18 protein-coding genes are annotated in these 21,893 nt (G+C 42.4%); 17 read left to right on the top strand and 1 reads right to left on the bottom strand.

The window, feature by feature from the left end; all coding sequences use genetic code 11:
- The first annotated feature begins 90 nt into the window (after positions 1 to 90).
- The 12 genes from leuB (at position 91) to AC0VZ9_RS21725 (ending at position 15,499) form a co-directional block, all read left to right on the top strand.
- Complete coding sequence (leuB, locus tag AC0VZ9_RS21780; protein WP_217025927.1) at positions 91 to 1,203, top strand: 3-isopropylmalate dehydrogenase; 1,113 nt, start codon at positions 91 to 93, stop codon at positions 1,201 to 1,203.
- Between the two features lie 96 nt (positions 1,204 to 1,299).
- Positions 1,300 to 2,715, top strand: a complete 1,416-nt coding sequence (gene leuC, locus AC0VZ9_RS21775) for a 3-isopropylmalate dehydratase large subunit (RefSeq protein WP_009333171.1) — start codon at positions 1,300 to 1,302, stop codon at positions 2,713 to 2,715.
- 16 nt (positions 2,716 to 2,731) lie between these two features.
- Positions 2,732 to 3,325 (top strand): 3-isopropylmalate dehydratase small subunit, encoded by a 594-nt coding sequence (leuD, locus tag AC0VZ9_RS21770; RefSeq protein WP_019383245.1) that lies wholly within the window; start codon positions 2,732 to 2,734, stop codon positions 3,323 to 3,325.
- A gap of 101 nt (positions 3,326 to 3,426) precedes the next feature.
- A complete protein-coding gene (locus AC0VZ9_RS21765; protein ID WP_217025926.1) occupies positions 3,427 to 4,455 on the top strand; it encodes a tetratricopeptide repeat protein in 1,029 nt (342 codons plus the stop codon).
- A gap of 161 nt (positions 4,456 to 4,616) precedes the next feature.
- Positions 4,617 to 5,903: a trigger factor gene (tig, locus tag AC0VZ9_RS21760; RefSeq protein ID WP_009333168.1), complete on the top strand. Its 1,287-nt coding sequence runs from the start codon at positions 4,617 to 4,619 to the stop codon at positions 5,901 to 5,903.
- Between the two features lie 574 nt (positions 5,904 to 6,477).
- The gene (gene clpX, locus AC0VZ9_RS21755) at positions 6,478 to 7,743 is read left to right on the top strand and encodes an ATP-dependent protease ATP-binding subunit ClpX (protein ID WP_009333167.1); all 1,266 of its coding nucleotides are present in this window, start codon (positions 6,478 to 6,480) and stop codon (positions 7,741 to 7,743) included.
- A gap of 301 nt (positions 7,744 to 8,044) precedes the next feature.
- Positions 8,045 to 9,712 carry an ATP-dependent protease LonB gene (lonB, locus tag AC0VZ9_RS21750; protein WP_009333166.1) on the top strand — a complete coding sequence of 556 codons (1,668 nt, stop codon included), beginning with the start codon at positions 8,045 to 8,047 and terminating at the stop codon, positions 9,710 to 9,712.
- Positions 9,713 to 9,997: 285 nt separating this feature from the next.
- The gene (gene lon, locus AC0VZ9_RS21745) at positions 9,998 to 12,325 is read left to right on the top strand and encodes an endopeptidase La (RefSeq protein ID WP_009333165.1); all 2,328 of its coding nucleotides are present in this window, start codon (positions 9,998 to 10,000) and stop codon (positions 12,323 to 12,325) included.
- Entirely contained in the window at positions 12,322 to 12,903 is a 582-nt protein-coding gene (yihA, locus tag AC0VZ9_RS21740) for a ribosome biogenesis GTP-binding protein YihA/YsxC (RefSeq protein ID WP_009333164.1), read from the top strand. Before lon ends, yihA begins: the two co-directional genes overlap by 4 nt.
- Positions 12,904 to 13,232: 329 nt before the next feature.
- Entirely contained in the window at positions 13,233 to 14,018 is a 786-nt protein-coding gene (locus AC0VZ9_RS21735) for a transporter substrate-binding domain-containing protein (protein ID WP_217032768.1), read from the top strand.
- A gap of 102 nt (positions 14,019 to 14,120) precedes the next feature.
- Positions 14,121 to 14,747 (top strand): amino acid ABC transporter permease, encoded by a 627-nt coding sequence (locus tag AC0VZ9_RS21730; RefSeq protein ID WP_175502145.1) that lies wholly within the window; start codon positions 14,121 to 14,123, stop codon positions 14,745 to 14,747.
- A 14-nt stretch (positions 14,748 to 14,761) separates the two neighbouring features.
- On the top strand, positions 14,762 to 15,499 hold the full coding sequence (locus tag AC0VZ9_RS21725) for an amino acid ABC transporter ATP-binding protein (RefSeq protein ID WP_009333161.1): 738 nt from the start codon (positions 14,762 to 14,764) through the stop codon (positions 15,497 to 15,499).
- A 351-nt stretch (positions 15,500 to 15,850) separates the two neighbouring features.
- Here AC0VZ9_RS21725 and AC0VZ9_RS21720 read toward each other — a convergent pair whose 3' ends face one another.
- Positions 15,851 to 16,336 (bottom strand): LiaI-LiaF-like domain-containing protein, encoded by a 486-nt coding sequence (locus AC0VZ9_RS21720; RefSeq protein ID WP_009333160.1) that lies wholly within the window; start codon positions 16,334 to 16,336, stop codon positions 15,851 to 15,853.
- Positions 16,337 to 16,564: 228 nt separating this feature from the next.
- Here AC0VZ9_RS21720 and hemA point away from each other — a divergent pair, with 228 nt between their 5' ends.
- The 5 genes from hemA (at position 16,565) to hemB (ending at position 21,888) form a co-directional block, all read left to right on the top strand.
- On the top strand, positions 16,565 to 17,914 hold the full coding sequence (gene hemA, locus AC0VZ9_RS21715) for a glutamyl-tRNA reductase (RefSeq protein ID WP_009333158.1): 1,350 nt from the start codon (positions 16,565 to 16,567) through the stop codon (positions 17,912 to 17,914).
- A 14-nt stretch (positions 17,915 to 17,928) separates the two neighbouring features.
- Positions 17,929 to 18,762: a cytochrome c biogenesis protein gene (locus AC0VZ9_RS21710; protein ID WP_475396724.1), complete on the top strand. Its 834-nt coding sequence runs from the start codon at positions 17,929 to 17,931 to the stop codon at positions 18,760 to 18,762.
- A gap of 431 nt (positions 18,763 to 19,193) precedes the next feature.
- Positions 19,194 to 20,129, top strand: a complete 936-nt coding sequence (gene hemC / locus AC0VZ9_RS21705) for a hydroxymethylbilane synthase (RefSeq protein ID WP_251175111.1) — start codon at positions 19,194 to 19,196, stop codon at positions 20,127 to 20,129.
- Entirely contained in the window at positions 20,126 to 20,908 is a 783-nt protein-coding gene (locus AC0VZ9_RS21700; protein WP_475396723.1) for a uroporphyrinogen-III synthase, read from the top strand. The genes hemC and AC0VZ9_RS21700 overlap by 4 nt, the downstream gene beginning before the upstream one ends.
- The gene (gene hemB, locus AC0VZ9_RS21695) at positions 20,908 to 21,888 is read left to right on the top strand and encodes a porphobilinogen synthase (RefSeq protein WP_009333151.1); all 981 of its coding nucleotides are present in this window, start codon (positions 20,908 to 20,910) and stop codon (positions 21,886 to 21,888) included. Before AC0VZ9_RS21700 ends, hemB begins: the two co-directional genes overlap by 1 nt.
- Positions 21,889 to 21,893 lie beyond the last annotated feature (5 nt).

Below are 21,893 nucleotides of genomic sequence, written 5' to 3'. Positions count from 1 at the left end.
CGCGGGTTTGCTATAGTGCCCCGTGCTGAAATCAATAACCAAAACAATAATCTATAAGAATAAACAAAAAAACAGACGGAGGGATTAAAAATGAAAAAACGTATCGCAGTACTTCCAGGAGATGGGATCGGCAAAGAAGTGGTGAAGGGAGCAATTGAAGTCCTGCAGGCCGTTGGAGAACGGTTCGGACATCAATTCCAATTTTCATATGGCAAAATTGGCGGTTCTGCTATTGATGCAGCCGGAACTCCACTGCCTGATGAAACGCTGGAGCTTTGCAAAGAAAGCGATGCGGTCATGCTGGGAGCGGTTGGAGGGCCTAAATGGGACCGGCAGCCTCCCCACCTTCGTCCTGAAAAGGGTCTCTTGAAGATCCGAAAGGAATTGAATCTCTATGCAAATCTGCGGCCAACTCAATATTATTCCAGCCTTTCTGATACTTCTCCATTAAAAAATGAAGTAATTGAAGGTGTGGATATGCTGATGGTCAGAGAATTAACTGGCGGCCTGTATTTCGGAAAGCCAAGCGAGAGGACCCAGCAAAACGGAAAAGATGCTGTGGTAGATACATTGTTTTATCAAAAAGAAGAAATGCGGCGAGTCATTAAACTGGCCTTTGAACTTGCCGGATGCCGCCGTGGCAAGGTGACTTCTGTTGACAAGGCAAATGTTCTGGAATCAAGCCGAATGTGGAGAGAGGTAGCGGAGGAAATTGCAAAGCAATATCCGGAAGTGGCATTGGAGCATATGCTTGTTGACAATGCAGCGATGCAAATGATTAAAAATCCGAAGCAATTCGATGTTGTAGTAACGGAAAATATGTTTGGTGATATTTTGAGCGATGAAGCTTCTGTATTGACTGGCTCTTTAGGGATGCTTCCTTCTGCCAGTATCTCGGAAAATGGGCCATATTTATACGAACCAATCCATGGTTCAGCACCGGATATTCAAGGGAAGAATGCAGCCAATCCTATTGCCATGATTTTATCAGCAGCGATGATGCTTCGATTATCTTTCGGAATGGAAGAGGAAGCTGAAGCGGTTGAAAATGCTGTTAATCAAGTACTTGAAGCTGGCTATCGTACAAGAGATATTGTTTCATTTGGAAAAAAGGTGGTAACTACTTCTGAAATGATTGAAGAGGTGAAGGCTACCCTTTTGGATAACGAAGCGATTCTAAATATCATGGGGGCTTATGCATAAAGCTGAAATGATGGCTGGACACAGTTTCAGCTGATTTTAAAAACTGAGACACGGCCTTCATCGGCCGTGTTTCTTTTAAAAAGGGAGTGGAACAGAATGGGAAAATCAATAATAGATAAGATTTGGGAAAAGCATGTAGTCCACAGGGAAGAGGGGAAGCCGGATTTGATGTACATAGACCTCCACTTAGTGCACGAGGTTACATCCCCTCAGGCTTTTTCAGGTTTAAGAATGAAAAACAGAAAAGTCAGAAGGCCTGATAAAACGTTTGCTACAGTTGACCATAATATTCCTACTGATAACCGAAAAGTCATCAATGATCCTGTTGCACTGAACCAAATGACTACTTTGGAAAAAAACTGTCTGGAATTCGGCATCCCTCTTGCAGGCCTGGATAGTCCTGAACAGGGGATAGTCCATGTTATCGGGCCGGAGCTGGGGCTTACTCAGCCAGGCATGACAATTGTTTGCGGTGACAGCCATACATCGACTCATGGAGCTTTTGGATCAATAGCATTTGGCATTGGAACAAGTGAAGTGGAGCATGTCATGGCTACCCAGACTTTATGGCAAAGCAAGCCTAAAACATTAAAACTGGAGATAAATGGCGAGTTGAAAAAAGGGGTTACCGCTAAAGATGTCATACTTTATATTATTGCCAAAAACGGAATTGGCTTTGGTACGGGCCATATTATTGAATATTGCGGGGATGCCATTGCGAAAATGTCAATGGAAGAAAGAATGACGATTTGTAATATGTCCATTGAAGGAGGAGCAAGGGCAGGGCTTGTCAGTCCTGATGGAACGACGTTTGCGTATCTGCAAGGACGGAAGTATGCACCAAAAGGAGCTGAATTTGCGCAGGCGGTAGAGAATTGGAAAGAGCTTGTATCCGATCCTGATGCGGCATACGATAAAACTATTCAAATTGATGCAGCAGATATTGCGCCAATGGTCAGCTGGGGGACAAATCCTTCTATGACTTCCAAAGTGAATGAACAGCTTCCAAAACTTGAGGAATGCAAAAACGAGCTTGAACAAAAATCACTTTCTAGAGCTTTAGATTATATGGGGCTGCAGGAAGGGCAGAAAATTGAAGACATTCAGATTCAGCATGTATTCATCGGGTCCTGTACAAATTCCCGGCTGGAAGACTTAAAACAGGCCGCGGAAATAATTAGAGGGAAGAAAGTTCATCCTCAAGTCCGTGCACTTGTTGTTCCGGGGTCACAGCAGGTCAAAAAGCAGGCGGAGGCTGAAGGACTGGATCTTATCTTTAAGCAGGCTGGTTTTGAATGGAGGGAATCAGGCTGCAGCATGTGTTTGAGCATGAATAATGATATTGTGCCAAGCGGCGAGCATTGTGCATCAACATCAAACCGAAATTTTGAAGGACGCCAGGGATCAGGGGCCAGAACACATCTTGTCAGTCCATTAATGGCGGCTGCGGCAGCTTTGTACGGACATTTTGTGGACGTAGGGGCTTTGCTTAGCGCAGAAACAGTTCAATAAAAAGGAGGAGAACAAAATGAGCGGATTTAAAACACTGCAAGGGAAAGCTGCTGCTTTAGATAGAGCAAATGTGGATACTGATCAGATTATCCCCAAGCAATTTCTTAAGAGAATTGAAAAAACGGGGTTTGGACAGTATCTGTTCTATGACTGGAGATTTACAAAAGATGGTTTGCCTAATCCTGAGTTTGAGTTGAATAAGGAAGAAAACCAGGGTGCCCCTATCCTCATTGCAAATGAAAACTTCGGCTGCGGTTCTTCGAGGGAGCATGCACCATGGGCTTTAGGAGATTATGGCTTTAAAGTAATCATTGCCCCTTCATTTGCTGATATTTTTCATCAAAATTGCTTAAAAAATGGACTTTTGCCAATCACTCTTCCGGCTGAAACAGTCGAATATCTGCTCAAGCGTGCTAAAAGCCAGCCATACGAATTAAAGGTTGATTTGCAGAATCAAGTAATTGAAGATGAACATAATTTTTCAGCATCATTCTCTATTAATGATTACTGGAAAAAAATGCTGATTAATGGATGGGATGAAATAGAGATTACCCTTCAATTAGAAAAAAGCATTTCAAATTTTGAAGAAAAAAAGTTAGCGGTACAGTAGGAATATATGAAAGATTCATGGCGGGAAACCATGAATCTTTTTGTTTTTCTGCTGATTCATGCTACACTATCTTCAAAAATATAAGTTGAGGCGGTACTAGCATGGGAAAGCGGGAACGGAAAAATCAAAACAATAAAATCATTCTATTTCCCGGCCTTGAGAAAAGACTGCTGGAAAAGGGGCTTGAGTCCTTTCAGCAGAAAAGGTATCAGGAATCGATCCGGTTCTTTGAAGAAGCAATGGAGATGGAGCCTGAGAATACCGATGTACATATCGGGCTTGTTCTGGCATATTATGAAGCGGGAGAGTTGGAAAAAGCGAAAGAACTGGCTAATAAAATGCTCCAAACAGGCATTGGGGATTACATACAGGTAATGGATCTTTATTTAATGATCCTTGTGCAGCTGCACCAATACAGCGAGATTGCAGCAATGATTGAAGTTCTCCTTGAAGAGAGGGAGATCCCGAAGGAGAAGTTTGAGCATTTCAGCAGAATGCTTGAGTTCAGCAGAAAGATGGCGGCTTCACCGTCTGAAGCCGAGATTGAAGCACCTGAAATGAAGGAATTCAAGAACAGGAAGCTAAATCTGTTCTCCTACCAGGATCAGCATGACCAAGTGCAGATCGCTGCACAGCTGGCAGAGCATAATATCAGGCCATATATAGAAGATATTAAAGCATATCTTGAAGCGCATGACGGTAATCCTTTCTTTAAAACGATGCTGTTAAATGTGCTTACCGAGCATGGTTATGATAAATATGTACCGATTCGGAAATTTAATAAGAGTGTACGCGTTATTCCTGCCGATCTCCCCCCGGTACATCAGCAGCCGATGCTGTTAAAAATAGTCAATAAACTGGAGATTCAGCTCGAGCAGGAAGATCCGGTATTATATGAAAATACAAAAAGCCTTGCAGAAAGGCACTTTTTCCTGCTATATCCGCTTGAGGCTTCACCGGATAACGCTGCGTCCTGGGCGGCGGCATACCATATGCTTTCATATGAGTACCATGGCTTAACCAGTTCTTTCAGCAAACTGGGAGATATTTATGAAGCTCCAGAAGAGGAAATTGAACAGGCTCTTGTCTTTATAAGAAAGATAGAAGAAATTTCTTATCCCAATATTTAGCCTTCAATGTTGAAAGACAGGGAGTGTATGTTATAATATAATGGTTGTATTATGTGTATATATACATTTTTATTAAATGGATATGGCTTGAAAAACAAGAGATATTCATAACATTCTGTGTTGAATGAAATGATAATAGATTTTTGGAGGGAAATGATTGTATGTCTGCTAAATTTGAAAAGTTAGAAGGGAACCGCGGGGTTCTTACAATTGAAGTAGATGCAGAGAAAGTGAATGAAGGCTTAGACGCTGCATTTAAAAAAGTAGTTAAGCAAGTAAACGTACCAGGATTCCGTAAAGGAAAAATGCCTCGCGGAATGTTTGAAAAGCGTTTCGGAGTTGAATCTTTATACCAGGATGCAGTAGATTATCTTCTTCCAGAAGCTTATGCTAATGCAATTGATGAAACAGGCATTGAGCCGGTAGATCGTCCTGAAATCGATGTTGAGCAAATTGAACAAGGAAAAAACCTTATCTTCAAAGCTACAGTTACTGTTAAGCCTGAAGTAAAGCTTGGCGAATACAAAGGCCTTGAAGTCAAGCCACTTGAAACAAACGTTACAGATGAAGATGTTAACAGCGAGCTAACTTCACTTCAGGAAAGACAAGCTGAACTTGCCGTTAAAGAAGAAGGAAAAGCTGAAACTGGCGATACAGTTGTTATGGACTTTGAAGGATTCGTTGATGGCGAAGCTTTCGAAGGCGGAAAAGCTGAGAATTACTCACTTGAACTTGGTTCAGGACAGTTCATCCCTGGCTTTGAAGACCAATTGACTGGAACAGCGGCTGGAGAATCCAAGGAAGTTGAAGTTACTTTCCCAGAGGAATACCATGCTGCCGAGCTAGCTGGAAAGCCTGCAACATTCAAAGTAACTGTACATGAAATCAAAACAAAACAGCTTCCTGAGCTTGATGATGAGTTTGCTAAAGATGCAGACGAAGAAGTTGAAACTTTGGATGCATTAAAAGAAAAAATCAAAACTCGCTTAGAAGAAAGCAAGAAGCATGAAGCTGAGCACCATGTCCGTGATACTGTTGTTGAAGCAGCAGCAGCTAATGCTGAAATGGAAATTCCAGCAGCAATGGTTGACACAGAAGTTAACCGCATGATGCAGGAGTTCGAACAGCGTCTGCAAATGCAAGGCATGAACCTTGAACTATACTTCCAGTTCTCCGGACAGGATGAAGCTGCACTGCGCGAGCAAATGAAAGAGGAAGCTGAAAAGCGCGTACGCGTTAACCTGACTCTTGAAGCAATCGCAAAAGCAGAAAACATCGAAGTAAGTGATGAAGAAGTTACAGAAGAACTTAACAAAATGGCAGAAATGTACAACATGTCTGCTGACCAGATCACACAAGCTCTTGGAAGCCTTGAAGGCCTAAAAGCAGATCTTCAAATTAAAAAAGCAGTAGATTTCCTTGTGGAAAATAGTAAAACTGTTGCATAATAAAAGAAAAGCGGAGGCGGAGCTAGACAGTGGTCTAACTTCGAAAGCAGAAATTTTCTCCCTTTTAATAAGAAACAAGGCGCGAGTTTATCGTGCCTTGTTTTATACCATCAAGACAATACATAATTAAAATCTCCCTTGTATCTTTTGCCTGGTGAAAGTTTTACGGCATATTGAACATGGACAGGAATACAAATACATATATAGATAATTTAATTATCGGTCCTAGGGGCCGACTTAATTTAGCCATTTTTGGTTAAGCTTATGAAAGTACATATAAAATTCAGCCTGTTTTTTCTTTGCGAAATCCCATCACATGCATGCATACATAATTGAAATGTTTTAAGAGTTATCATTTCCTGTCCACTGTAAAAATGTGTTACAATGCAATACATAACTGCTGAAGGTTTTGATTTTTAAGAAAGTGTGAATTATTAAAGAGGGCATGTTTGCACGTATATTTCAAAGAGCCCGCCATAATTCCCAACCTTTCTATGGCTGAATAAAGAACTATTTGCATGTGATCTCGCAAGCTTAATATATCGTTTTGAAGTTTTTTCAAGGGGTGAAGGATTTGTTTAAATTTAATGATGAAAAAGGGCAATTGAAATGTTCTTTCTGTGGCAAGACACAGGATCAGGTCCGCAAACTTGTTGCTGGGCCAGGAGTATATATATGTGATGAATGCATTGAACTTTGCACTGAAATTGTGGAGGAAGAGCTGGGTACAGAAGAAGAAGTGGAATTCAAAGATGTGCCAAAGCCAGCTGAAATCCGCGATATTCTGGATGAGTACGTAATTGGCCAGGATCAGGCGAAAAAATCGTTATCTGTTGCGGTATATAATCACTATAAGCGCATCAATTCCAACAGCAAGATAGATGAAGTTGAACTATCAAAAAGTAATATTGCCATGATCGGTCCGACTGGTAGCGGTAAAACCTTGCTTGCTCAGACATTGGCCCGTATTCTTAATGTTCCGTTTGCAATTGCAGACGCAACATCATTGACTGAAGCCGGATATGTCGGGGAAGATGTTGAAAATATTCTCCTAAAGCTTATTCAGGCAGCAGATTATGATGTGGAAAAGGCAGAAAAAGGAATCATTTATATTGATGAGATTGATAAAGTTGCACGTAAGTCAGAAAATCCATCAATTACTCGTGATGTATCGGGTGAAGGTGTGCAGCAGGCTCTATTGAAAATTCTGGAGGGAACAGTTGCGAGCGTACCGCCACAAGGCGGCCGCAAACATCCTCATCAGGAATTTATCCAGATTGACACGACCAATATCCTGTTTATTTGCGGCGGTGCATTTGATGGCATTGAGCAAATTATTAAACGCCGCTTAGGCCAGAAGGTAATTGGCTTTGGATCCGACCAGAATCAAAAAGAAATCGAGCCAAAGGATCTTCTTGCAAAAGTGCTTCCTGAAGACCTGCTGAAATTCGGTTTAATCCCTGAATTTATTGGACGTCTTCCAGTTATTGCAAGCCTTTCCCAGCTTGATGAAGCTGCATTGATTGAGATTTTAACTAAACCTAAAAATGCACTTGTCAAACAATATCAGAAAATGCTTGAACTTGATGATGTTGAGCTTGATTTTGAAGAAGGCGCACTTGAAGAAATTGCTAAAAAAGCAATTGAAAGAAAAACAGGTGCCCGAGGACTGCGCTCCATTATTGAAGGAATCATGCTGGATGTAATGTTTGATCTTCCATCACGCGAAGATATTAAAAAATGCATTATTACGAAAGAAACGGTTATTGATAATGGTTCGCCAAAACTTGTTTTGGAGGACGGAACAGTCGTTGAAGAAGAGCGTAAGACGTCAGCATAATAAAAAGTGGCCAGCCTTGAGGCATGGCCATTTTTTATGCTTTTAAATATTTATTCTTGAGGCCCCCAAGGATGGGGTCATGCGGACATTGCCACAGGACAAGGAAAGCTGTGGTATCGATACATCGCAGGACCGAAAGCGGCAGCTTTTGGGAGGAGGCGGCGCTTTAATCTGTGTTCCTTCGTGAGCAAGACGCTTCCGCTTTCCATGCTTACTTTTAAATGAATTCCTTGTTTATTCCAACTCAGTCAGGGAGATACTAGCATTATCAACGAGAACAAATAATGCAGGAGGGAACACAATGAGTTGGACGGGGATCGCTTTATTTATCCAATTGTTTTTTGGAATTGTCATTGGGCTTTACTTTTGGAATTTGCTTAGGAGCCAGCGGACACAAAAGGTTTCTATCGACCGTGAATCAAGGAAGGAAATGGATGTATTGAAAAAGATGCGTTCCATTTCATTAACTGAACCTTTATCAGAAAAAGTTCGTCCAGCCAGTTTTGCAGACATTGTAGGGCAGGAGGATGGAATTAAATCTCTGAAAGCGGCATTGTGCGGACCCAATCCTCAACATGTAATTATTTATGGTCCTCCCGGCGTGGGAAAAACGGCTGCTGCCAGATTGGTACTGGAAGAGGCCAAGAAAAATGCAAAGTCCCCTTTTGAGGCAGCTTCTGTTTTTATAGAACTGGATGCTACTACGGCGAGATTCGATGAGAGGGGCATTGCAGATCCTCTAATAGGTTCTGTTCATGATCCAATTTATCAGGGAGCCGGGGCAATGGGCCAGGCGGGAATCCCGCAGCCTAAACAGGGGGCTGTTACAAATGCACATGGTGGGGTGCTTTTTATTGACGAAATCGGTGAGCTTCACCCCATTCAGATGAACAAGCTTCTGAAAGTGCTTGAAGACCGGAAAGTATTTCTGGAGAGTGCTTATTATAATGAAGAAAATACTCAAATACCAACCCATATTCATGATATCTTTAAAAATGGCCTGCCGGCGGACTTTCGCCTGATTGGAGCAACTACCAGGACCCCGAATGAAATACCGCCTGCCATTCGTTCCAGATGCATGGAGGTATTTTTCAGAGAGTTAGCTGAAGAAGAGATTTCAGCTGTAGCCAAAAAGGCTTCGGAAAAGGTCAATCTCACTATTAGTGAAAATGCTCTAGGCATTCTCGCCAATTATGCAAGAAATGGACGAGAAGCGGTTAATATGATTCAAATTTCTGCTGGGTTAGCGATTACTGAAGATCGTGATTACATAAAAGATGAAGATATTGAATGGGTTGTGCAATCGAGTCAGCTTTCACCGAGAATGGAAAGGAAAATCAATTCTCATTCTGCTGTTGGTCTTGTAAATGGTCTGGCCGTATATGGACCGAACACAGGTGCTTTGCTTGACATTGAAGTTACTGTGATTCCTGCAAAAGAAAAGGGCAGTATTAATATAACAGGCATAGTAGAAGAAGAAAGCATTGGCGGCCAAGGAAAGTCAATCCGCAGAAAAAGTATGGCCAAGGGTTCAATTGAAAATGTTATTACTGTTTTGAGATCAATGGGCGTACCGGCTGACGAATATGATATTCATGTCAACTTCCCCGGCGGAGTTCCTATTGACGGCCCTTCTGCCGGCATTGCCATGGCGACAGGGATTTATTCTGCCATTTATAAACGGCCAGTCGACAATACTGTAGCCATGACCGGGGAAATCAGCATTCACGGGTATGTCAAGCCAATTGGAGGCGTATATCCAAAGGTGAAAGCTGCTAAAAAAGCAGGAGCACAGACAGTTATTATCCCAAAAGAAAATATGCAATCCATCTTAAAGGAGATAACAGGCATTAAGATTATCCCTGTAACCCATTTGAATGAAGTATTTGATGCAGCGCTGCAAAAAGAGTATCTCAAAGAGCAAGCCATAACCGCTTCAATCGAATTAAAGAAAAAAGAGAGCATATGATGTGTGGCCCAGTAACCCATTCAGGGTTTGTCAGTTATTGAAAACTTGCTGTACAAACGCCTCCCGCTAATCGCGGTCAGAAACTTCGGTTTGCAGTTTAGGCTACAAACCGAAGTTTTATTTGCGTAAAGAAGGATAAAGTGTAATTATAAATGAATATCTTTTTAATACAGGCTTTCAGCAATTTCTCTTTAATAGACACTGCTATTTAAATACGATAGAATTGTACAAAGAAATTATTAGCAATAATGGGGTTAAAAAGATGCATTTTGGAGGTGCAAAGGAATGGCGAAAAAGAAAGAAATCATCGTCCCCCTCCTGCCGCTTCGAGGCTTGCTTGTTTATCCGACCATGGTTCTGCATTTGGATGTAGGCCGTGAGAAATCGGTTCAGGCCCTTGAAAAAGCAATGGTAGATGACCATTTAATTTTCTTAACAACACAAAAGGATATATCTATAGATGAACCATCAGAAGATGATCTATATAGAATGGGCACGCTAACACGTGTAAAGCAGATGCTCAAGCTTCCAAACGGTACCATCCGAGTTCTTGTTGAAGGGCTTAAGAGAGCGGAAATTATTGATTTTCAGGATGAAGCCGAACATTATTCTGTTAGTGTAAAGGTTTTTGAGGATCCTGAGACCAAGGACGTAGAAGATCAGGCATTGATGAGGACCATGCTTGAATATTTTGAGCAATACATAAAGGTATCGAAGAAGATTTCAGCCGAAACGTACTCCTCTGTAGCAGATATAGAAGAGCCTGGGCGCATGGCAGATATCATTTCTTCCCATTTGCCTTTAAAGCTTAAAGAAAAACAGGAAATTCTTGAAACCATAGATGTAAAAGAGCGGATGAACCAGGTTATTGAAATCATCCATAATGAAAAAGAAGTTCTGAACCTTGAAAAAAAGATTGGCCAGCGTGTGAAAAAATCGATGGAGAGAACGCAAAAGGAATATTATTTGCGTGAACAGATGAAGGCAATCCAAAAAGAGCTGGGGGATAAGGAAGGCAAGACAGGAGAAATAGCTGAGCTGACGGAAAAGATTGAAAATGCCGGCATGCCTGAGCATGTCGAGCTGACAGCTTTAAAAGAACTGGACCGCTATGAAAAAGTTCCATCCAGTTCAGCTGAAAGTGCAGTTATCCGCAACTATATCGAATGGCTTGTCACATTGCCATGGTCAAAGGCAACAGATGATGACCTGGATATCCTGAAGGCGGAAAGAATTCTGAATGAAGACCATCATGGCCTGGAAAAAGTTAAGGAACGGGTTCTGGAATACCTTGCAGTGCAAAAGCTGACGAATTCCCTTAAAGGGCCGATTCTTTGTCTTGCAGGCCCTCCTGGTGTCGGTAAAACAAGCCTTGCCCGTTCTATCGCGACATCGCTTAACCGCAATTTTGTCCGTGTATCACTCGGCGGAGTTCGGGACGAGTCTGAGATTCGCGGACATAGAAGAACTTATGTAGGTGCAATGCCTGGCCGCATCATTCAGGGCATGAAAAAGGCAGGTACGATTAACCCTGTGTTCCTGCTTGATGAAATCGACAAAATGTCTTCTGACTTCCGCGGGGATCCTTCATCTGCGATGCTGGAGGTTTTAGACCCCGAGCAGAACCATAATTTTAGTGATCATTACATTGAAGAAACATATGATCTTTCAAAGGTCATGTTTATAGCCACAGCCAACAATCTCGGGACGATTCCTGGTCCGCTGCTGGACAGAATGGAAGTTATCACGATTGCAGGCTATACAGAGCAGGAAAAGATTCATATAGCAAAAGACCACCTGCTGCCTAAACAAATTAAAGAACATGGTCTTTCCAAATCTCAGCTTCAGATTCGTGAAGATGGCCTTCAGAAGGTAGTCCGCTATTATACTCGTGAGGCAGGAGTCCGGGGCTTGGAGCGTCAGCTGGCTACTATCTGCAGGAAAACGGCTAAAATTATCGTATCCGGCGAAAAGAAGAAAGTGATTGTGAATGGTAAAAATACTGAGGAGTTTCTTGGAAAGCCAAAATACCGCTACGGTCAGGCTGAGCTTGAAGACCAGGTTGGTGTTGCTACAGGGCTGGCCTATACAACAGTTGGCGGCGACACCCTTCAGATAGAAGTATCCCTCTCTCCTGGAAAAGGGAAGCTTGTTCTTACAGGTAAACTTGGGGATGTCATGAAAGAGTCTGCTCAAGCGGCATTCAGTTATGTTCGTTCTAAAGCAAAGGAACTGGGAATTGATGAGAATTTCCATGAAAAGCATGACATTCACATTCATGTTCCAGAAGGTGCAGTCCCAAAAGATGGTCCATCTGCAGGGATTACTATTACAACCGCACTGGTTTCTGCGCTGTCTGGAAAGCCAATCCGTAAAGAAGTGGGAATGACAGGGGAAATCACTTTAAGAGGCCGAGTGCTTCCTATTGGCGGTTTGAAAGAAAAGTCTTTGAGCGCCCATCGGGCAGGATTGACTAAAATCATCCTCCCTAAAGATAATGAAAAAGACATAGAAGATATCCCTGAAAGCATCAGGGAAGAGCTTGATTTTGTTTTGGTATCACATGTGGACGAAGTCTTAAAACATGCCCTGAATGGCGGTGTCGAAGCATGAAAGTAACCAGCTCAGAAATCGTCATCAGTGCTGTTAAGCCTGATCAATACCCTGAAAGTGAATTGCCGGAATTCGCCCTTGCCGGCCGTTCCAACGTCGGCAAATCTTCATTCATTAATAAAATGCTTAATCGAAGGGGACTTGCAAGAATATCCTCTAAACCGGGGAAGACACAAACCCTGAATTTTTACCTTATTAACGAAATTCTTCACTTTGTTGATGTTCCAGGCTATGGATATGCTAAGGTATCCAAAAAGGAACGTGAAGCTTGGGGAAAGATGATAGAAACATACTTAACCAGCAGAGAGCAGTTAAAAGCAGTTGTGCTGATAGTTGATTTGCGCCATCCCCCTTCAAGTGACGATGTCATGATGTACGACTTTTTAAAGCATTATGATATTCCCTGTGTAGTGATTGCTACAAAAGCGGATAAAATACCTAAGTCCAAGTGGCAAAAACATATGAAAATCACGAAAGAAACCTTGGATATCGATCCGAATGATCAGATCATTATGTTTTCCTCCGAAACGGGTTATGGAAAAGACAAGGCCTGGTCTGCATTGAAAAGCTTTATGTAATTCAAAAAATCCCGCTGCATTGTGCAGCGGGATTTTTTGTGATTTCTCCATTTGGGTCTTTCGTCATAGAGAAGCTTTCAGTGCGATATTTTGCAGGGTGAAAGAATGGGATAATATGGATAATATTTTTGTCGAAGGGTGAGGAATCTGCAGAATACTGGAGGATAAGGAGTCATGTTGGAGTTCAAAGAGGGTAAGTTAATGAGAACAGCTTAAATTCTGTAATATCATTAATTACCATAAAATATGAATTTTGAGAATATTTTAAAATCATGATAGAGTTAAAGGGCATTTATAAAAGAGAGATACTGAAGGGGGAATTTAGACTAGTGAGACATTGGTTAAAAGGAATTATAGCAGCTGCTTTTGTATTGGTCCTGGCGGCATGCGGCGGATCAGAGGAAGCGTCTAAAAGCGGAATGGATCTAGTAGACGATGACAAATTTACGTATGCAGCTTCAGGAGAGTTCAAACCTTTTAGTTATACAAATGATGATGGAAGCATGAGCGGATTTGATATTGATGTGGCCGAAGCTGTAGCAAAAGAACTCGGGCTTGAGCCGGTTCAGAATAAATTTAAGTTTGGCGGTATTGTCGAAGGTGTGAAATCCGGCCGTTTTGATGCAGCGGTAGCCAGCCATACCATTACGGAAGAACGTTTGAAGGCAGTCAATTTTTCGACGCCATATTACTATTCTGGCCCGCAAATTTATGTGCGTCCAGACAGCAGCGTTGAAACGCTTGCTGACCTCAAAGGCATGGAAATAGCAGTATCGAAGGGTTCTACATATACTTCAAATGCAGAGGAGGCTACAGATAATATCCAGTTCTATGATAGTGATGTTGTGGCCCTGGAGGCCTTGAGCAAGGGAAAACATGATGCGGTCATCACAGACTTTGTAACAGGTAAAGAAGCGATTGGCGCCGGAATGAAAATCGAAGGCAAAGAGCTGCTGGGCCGCAGTGAGCAGGCAATTGCTGTTGCAAAGGATAATAAAGAGCTGCTCGAAAAAGTGAATGAAGCTCTTGAAACACTTCGAGAGAATGGAACACTCACAGAAATCAGCAAAAAATATATCGGTGAAGATATAACAGTTGATCCTGAGAAGGAATAACATTGCGGGCGGATGTGTGTCAAACATTCGCCTGTTTTGTTTTTTACACAAACTGAAATAGCCAACTGAAGGGGGATTTTTGTGGATTTGCTTACAAAGTTTATGGATACATATCCCGTATTTTTAAAGGGAATGCTCTTAACCTTTCAATTAACCATTGTAGCGGTGTTTATTGCTATTTTTATAGGATTGTTTTTTGCCTTTTTAAAGATTTCGAGAATTAAAGTTCTGGAATGGATTGCGGACATCTATATTTTCCTTGTAAGGGGAACGCCGCTTGTTGTTCAGATTTTCATCTTCTATTTCGGTTTGACAGCATTGGATATTTCACAGTTTTGGTCAGTTGTCCTTGGACTTGCTTTTCACAATGGTGCCTATATAGCCGAAATTTTCAGGGGTTCCATTCAATCCATCGACAAAGGACAAATGGAAGCAGGGCGTTCGCTGGGTATGACTGCTGGCCTTGCAATGAGAAGGATCATTCTGCCTCAGGCTTTCCGCCGGGCTATGCCGCCTCTTGGCAATCAATTTATCATTGCTTTGAAGGATTCATCACTTGCTTCCTTTATCGGCATGTACGAGCTCTTTAATGTGGCCACGACTTACGGTTCCAATGAATATGACTACATGAGTTATCTGCTGATCGTAGCTGTTTACTATTTAGTACTTGTACTTATTTTCTCTATCCTTGTAAATATGATTGAGAAAAGAATGGCTAGCAGTGATTAAGGGGGAATGAAGGCATGAGTGAATCGTATATGATTAAGGTAGAAAAATTGAACAAATCATTCGGGGATCTGCACGTACTAAAGGACATTGACATAACAGTAAAAGAAAGTGATGTTGTTTGCCTGATCGGTGCAAGCGGGTCCGGTAAAAGCACACTTCTCCGCTGCTTGAACTTTCTAGAATTAAAGGACAGCGGCAATATCATTTTTGAGGGCGAAAAGGTTGAAAAAGAAACACATGATCTAAATAAAGTAAGAGAAAAAGTAGGAATGGTTTTTCAGCATTTCCATTTATTTCCTCATATGACTGTTCTCGAAAATGTGATGGAAGCACCATTACATGTGAAAAAGCTTCCAAAGGATCAAGTAAAAAAAGATGCCCAGGACCTATTAAAAAAAGTAGGGCTTTCTGACAAGGAGAATGTATATCCATCAAAACTTTCGGGCGGACAAAAACAGCGTGTAGCCATTGCAAGAGCGCTGGCAATGAAGCCCGATATCATGCTTTTTGATGAGCCGACATCGGCACTTGATCCGGAGCTTGTAGGGGAAGTGCTTTCCACAATGAAAGAGCTCGCCCTTGAAGGGATGACAATGGTCGTCGTCACCCATGAAATGGGCTTTGCAAGAGAAGTAGCAGACTGGGCTGTCTATATGCATGACGGTAGAATTGTAGAAGTGGGGCATCCGGAGGATTTGTTTAACAATCCAAAAGAACAAAGAACCAAAAATTTTCTCGATTCAGTACTCTAACCAGTTTGAATATAAAAAGACAGGGAAAAGTTTACTATCCCTGTCTTTATTTTTTTGCTCCAGCGCTTGCCCCCTCGAGGTCACAAGCCTGTCTAGTTGCGGCTCCTAGGAACTCGGGGTCATAAGCCGTTTCCTTCCGGCAGGAAAAACGCCTTCTTACAGGAACCGTCTTATGCCTGTCGTCCCTGGGCAGTCGCCTCCACATTTCAAGCAATCCTCCCCAAAAGGCAAAGAATGCCTTTCCGTGAGTCTCGTCTTGTGCTTGCAGGGGGTGAGCAGTAAGGGAAAGCTTCCTTGGATGTTCTTCGCAGGAACAGGCGCTTTTGGCTTGCTCCGAAGATGCTTACGCTTTTACTTTTTCTTCACTAATAAAAAATACAATCCAATTAGCATTAAAAGAATTGGCCATAGCTGCCAAACATCAGAAACACCATTTTCCAGGAGCCCCATCCACTCTGCAACCCTGTCATAAAAAAGAAGCAATGCGGCAAGAATTAAAAATAAGATGCCCTGGAACAATCCTGCCCCTGTTTTCTGATGACGAAGGAGGAAGCCGAGAGCAATTATCAGAATAAATGTTCCGATATGATCCGGCCAAATTTCCAGGCGGTTCACCACATGAAAGTGAAGGCCAAATCCTGTTAAAATGACACCTGGCAATATGGAATCATAATCCCTTGCTCCATATCCCTGAATTAAAAAGGCTGCTCCGACGATAATGAGAAGGGTCGGCCAGGAATAGAACGGCTGTAAGGCAGTAAATCCGCTCTGCTGAAGGAAAAAGTAGGCTCCAAATCCGAGTAAAATAATTCCTGGAAAAACACGCTGATTTTTCATAAAAAACACCACTTCCAATAAGGTATACTTGAATCCGGCAAGTTTTTTTGTTACTGTACATAAGGGAGTATTTGTCTATTTAAGGATACCTATGACCAGGCTCCTGTTTAAAAAATATAGTACCATATGTGTTCAATATCTGTTCACATTTAAGCATTAATTGAAAAAATAGAAATGATATAATTAATATTAATGAACAAGGCAATAATTCTGGGGGTGTCAATTTCAATGCATATCTTGGTCGTCGGTCTAAACTATAAAACTGCCCCTGTTGAAATCCGTGAACGTCTAACCTTTAATCCTTCACAATTGGGCGAGGCAATGAAGACATTAAATGACAAAAAAAGCATTTTAGAGAATGTCATTCTGTCTACATGCAATCGGACCGAAATTTATGCAGTTGTGGACCAGCTTCATACTGGCCGCTATTATATAAAGGAATTTTTGGCAGAACATTTCAAAATGGATCAGAGTGAATTTTCTCCATTCCTATTTATTTATGAAGAGGATGGGGCCATTGAGCATCTATTCAAGGTAGCATGCGGCCTTAACTCCATGATCCTTGGCGAAACACAGATTTTAGGACAGGTAAGGACAAGTTTTCTGGAGGCTCAATCAGAAAATACAACCGGAACAGTTTTTAACCACTTGTTTAAGCAGGCAGTAACGCTCGCTAAGCGGGCACACTCTGAAACGGAGATAGGGGCAAATGCAGTTTCTGTCAGTTATGCAGCAGTGGAACTGGCTAAGAAGATTTTCGGATCCCTCCAAAATAAACATGTTCTTATTTTAGGAGCCGGTAAAATGGGGGAGCTGGCAATCCAAAACCTTCATGCCAACGGAGCCAGTAAAGTAACAGTTATTAACCGTACATTCGAAAAAGCGCAGGATCTCGCAAGCCGCTATGCGGGCCAGGCAAAAACATTGCATGAGCTTCAATGTGCCCTTGTTGAAGCAGATATTTTAATTAGTTCTACTGGGGCAAAAGAGTTTGTTGTCACGAAGGAAATGATGGCTTACGCAGAAAAAATGCGCAAAGGCAAGCCTCTATTTATGGTGGATATTGCTGTCCCAAGAGATCTGGATCCGAAACTGGCTGATCTGGACAGCGTTTTCCTATATGATATTGATGATCTTGAAGGCATTGTTGAAGCAAACCTTCAGGAGCGTAAAAAGGCAGCCGAGAAGATTCAGCTTATGATTGAAGGGGATATTGTTGAATTCAAGCAATGGCTGAACTTGCTTGGTGTTGTTCCGGTAATTTCCGCTTTGCGTGAGAAAGCACTGGCTATACAGAGTGAAACCATGACAAGCATTGAAAGAAAGCTGCCGCATTTGAGTGATCGTGATAAAAAAGTGCTGAACAAGCATACAAAGAGCATCATCAATCAGCTATTAAAAGATCCTATTTTACAAGCTAAAGAAATGGCTGGACAGAAAGATTCGGAACAGGCATTAGACTTATTTGTAAAAATCTTTAATATAGAAGAACTTGTTTCAGATCAGCAGAACGTGCCCGCAGCAGCCAAACCAAAGCACGCATTCGCTCAATCACCGCAGACTTCCTTTCAATCATAAAAGGGGTCCTGTCCATGTCTGACATCTATATGACACGGCTGCACGAATTAACGGTGGTTCTGTATGCCCTATGTGTCTTATTATATTTTATTGATTTTCTTCATCATAACCGGAAGGCGAATAGGATTGCCTTCTGGTTACTTGCATTTGTATGGGTGCTTCAAACGGTGTTCCTGATACTTTATATGATTAATACAGGAAGGTTTCCTGTATTGACCATTTTTGAGGGCCTATACTTTTATGCCTGGGTGCTTATCTCTCTTTCTTTGGGAATTAACAGGCTGCTCAGAGTCGATTTTATCGTCTTTTTTACAAATGTTCTCGGCTTTATCATAATGGCGATCCATACATTCGCACCTGTGCAGATTGATTCGGCTGTCAAAGCACAGCAGCTCATATCAGAACTTCTGCTGATTCATATAACGGTTGCAATCCTTTCATATGGAGCGTTCTCGCTATCCTTCGTTTTTTCATTGCTTTATCTGATTCAATACGATTTGCTGAAAAGGAAAAAATGGGGAACGAGGCTGCTCCGGATAACAGATTTGTCAAAGCTTGAACATATGTCGTATGTATTAAATGTAATCGGTGTACCTATGCTGATGATAAGTTTAATTTTAGGCATTCAGTGGGCCTACATTAAATTGCCCCATATGGTCTGGTATGACTCAAAGGTGATCGGTTCTTTCATTGTCCTTGCTTTATATAGTATTTATCTCTATATGAAAGTTGGAAAAGGCCTATATGGAAAATCTTTAGCCCTCTGGAATTTGGCATCATTTTTAATTGTATTAATCAACTTCTTTTTGTTTGGTAAACTTTCATCTTTCCATTTTTGGTATTCATAGAAAAGCGGAGGCGACTGTTCAGCCCCGACAAGCATAAGATGGGCTGCGGCGGGGCGCAGTTTGCCGCAGAGCAGACCAGCTTATGACCTCGAGGGGCTAGGAGCCGCAGCTGGACATAGCAAAGAAAAGCGGAGGCGACTGTTCAGCCCCGACAAGCATAAGATGGGCTGCGGCGGGGCGCAGTTTGCCGCAGAGCAGACCAGCTTATGACCTCGAGGGGCTAGGAGCCGCAGCTGGACATAGCAAAGAAAAGCGGAGGCGACTGCTCAGCCCCGACAAGCATAAGATGGGCTGTGGCGCGGCGCAGTTTGCCGCAGAGCAGACCAGCTTATGACCTCGAGGGGCTAGGAGCCGCAGCTGGACATAGTAAAGAAAAGCGGAGGCGACTGTTCAGCAGGAGCCATAGCTAGACATATTTGCAGGAGGCAGTCATGAGAAAAATTATCGTAGGTTCAAGACGAAGCAAGCTGGCACTAACTCAGACAAATTGGGTGATCAGCCAATTGAAAAGCATTGATCCATCCTTTGAGTTCGAGGTAAAGGAAATTGTCACTAAGGGTGATAAAATTCTTGATGTTACCCTTTCAAAGGTCGGAGGAAAAGGGTTGTTCGTAAAGGAAATAGAGCAGGCCATGCTTGATGAAGAAATAGATATGGCTGTACATAGCATGAAGGATATGCCCGCTGTTCTTCCGGCAGGGCTGACAATTGGCAGCATTCCTGAAAGAGAAGACCATCGGGATGCCCTTATCTCAAAAGGGCATATAAAACTGAATGACTTAAGGGAAGGATCTATTGTAGGAACAAGCAGCCTGCGCAGAGGGGCACAATTGCTGGCACAGCGTCCGGATCTGGAGATTAAGTGGATCAGAGGAAACATTGATACCAGATTATCTAAACTGGAAACGGAAGAATATGATGCGATTATTCTTGCAGCAGCAGGTCTCTCCCGAATGGGCTGGGCGGCTGATGTTGTTACAGAATTCCTGGAGCCGGAAGTTTGTGTGCCGGCTGTTGGCCAGGGGGCACTATCCATTGAGTGCCGTGAAAGTGATAAGGAGCTTCGTGCATTGCTGGATAAATTTACATGCTCTGAGACGAATCAGACTGTACGTGCAGAGCGTGCGTTCCTTCATAAAATGGAAGGCGGCTGCCAGGTTCCGATTGCAGGGTTTGCCACAATTAATGAAACGGGTGAAATGGAGTTAACCGGACTTGTAGGTTCCCCTGATGGAAAAGTGATTTATAAGGAGACCCTAGCAGGTTCTGATCCGGAAGAACTTGGTGTTAAGATGGCTGACATGCTAACCGAACAAGGGGCCAAAGAGCTGATTGACAGAGTGAAAGAGGAGCTTGACGGGCAATGAAACAGACTTCCCCTTTAGAAGGCATGACTGTTTTAGTGCCAAGAGGGAAAAAACAGGCTCACTCCTTTTCGGCTCTTATCCAAAGCTATGGGGGGATACCTGTTGAGATCCCCTTGATTGCTTTCGAGCCATTGCAGGATAAGGAAACTTTATATAAAACACATAAGCGGATTCAAACTTATGATTGGGTGATTTTCACAAGCGCGACAGCTGTGGACGCTTTTTTTGAAAATCTGAGTCAGGGCGGGCCTTTCCCTAACATAGCGGTTATCGGAGAGAAGACTAAGAAATTGCTTATGGATAAGGGATTAAAAGTGCAATTTATGCCTCGGGATTATGTTGCTGAAGGGTTTGTTGAGGATTTTTTGCCATTAGTAGAAGAAGGGATGAAAGTATTAATCCCCAAAGGGAATCTGGCGCGTGACTATATCGCAGCCTCCCTTTCGGAAAATGGTGCAGACGTTGATGAAATCATTGTTTATGAGACAACTTTTCCACGTGAAAGCATCGGTCTGTTAAAAAAACAGCTTTCAGGAAAAGGGTTAGATATTCTTGCTTTTACCAGCCCTTCCACAGTAGATCATTTTATAGGGGCTTTAAAGGAGCTTGGATATGAGAATGCTGTTAAAGACAGTGTGGTGGGCTGCATCGGGCCTGTGACTAGAGAACGCGCAAAGGCTTATGGGCTGCAGGTTCATGCGGTTCCTGAAGAATATACAGTATATAACATGCTTAAGAGCATTATTAGCTACTTGGCAGAAATCAGGAGGGAAAATTAATGGATCTTCAATTTAATAGACATAGACGCCTTCGCAAAAGTCCGAATATGAGAGCGCTTATCCGTGAGAACTTCTTGCGTACAGAGGATTTAATTTATCCAATTTTCGTGGCAGAAGGAGACGATATTAAAAGAGAAATCCCTTCGATGCCGGGAATATACAATTTGTCGCTTGATCACCTCGAAGAGGAAATGAATGAAGTTGTTTCTCTTGGAATAAAATCGGTGCTCTTATTTGGAATACCTAAAGAGAAAGATGCATGCGGGGAGCAGGCTTATCATGATCATGGGATCGTGCAGGAAGCTACAAGATTTATAAAAGCTAAATATCCGGAAATTATCGTAATTGCTGATACATGCCTTTGCGAGTATACCGATCATGGCCATTGCGGATTAATTGAAAATGGAGAAGTGCTGAACGATGCATCCCTTGAACTGCTTGTGCAGACAGCTGTCAGCCAGGCTAAAGCAGGAGCAGACATAATTGCCCCTTCAAATATGATGGATGGATTTACAGCAGCTATCCGGGCAGGTCTTGATGAAGCCGGATTTGAAGATATCCCGGTTATGTCTTATGCGGTTAAATATGCATCTGCATTCTATGGTCCTTTCCGTGATGCAGCTGACAGCACGCCGCAATTTGGCGACCGAAAAGCATATCAGATGGATCCTTCCAACCGCATGGAAGCCATGCGAGAAGCAGAATCTGACTTAATGGAAGGGGCAGACTTCCTGATTGTTAAACCGGGAATGCCTTATCTGGATATTGTTCGGGATGTGAAAAACAACATCAACCTGCCGATTGTGATTTATAATGTGAGCGGTGAATATTCAATGGTTAAAGCTGCTGCACAGAACGGCTGGATCGATGAACAGAAAATCGTCATGGAAATGCTCACAGGCATGAAGCGTGCAGGAAGTGATTTAATTATTACTTACCATGCGAAAGATGCGGCAAGGTGGATTAAGGAACAGGACTAATAATA

This window comes from Cytobacillus sp. QJM3NY_8 (genome assembly GCF_056173585.1).
The sequence above is the reverse complement of the archived record's forward strand: the minus strand, read 5'-3'. Positions and strand labels throughout refer to the sequence as shown.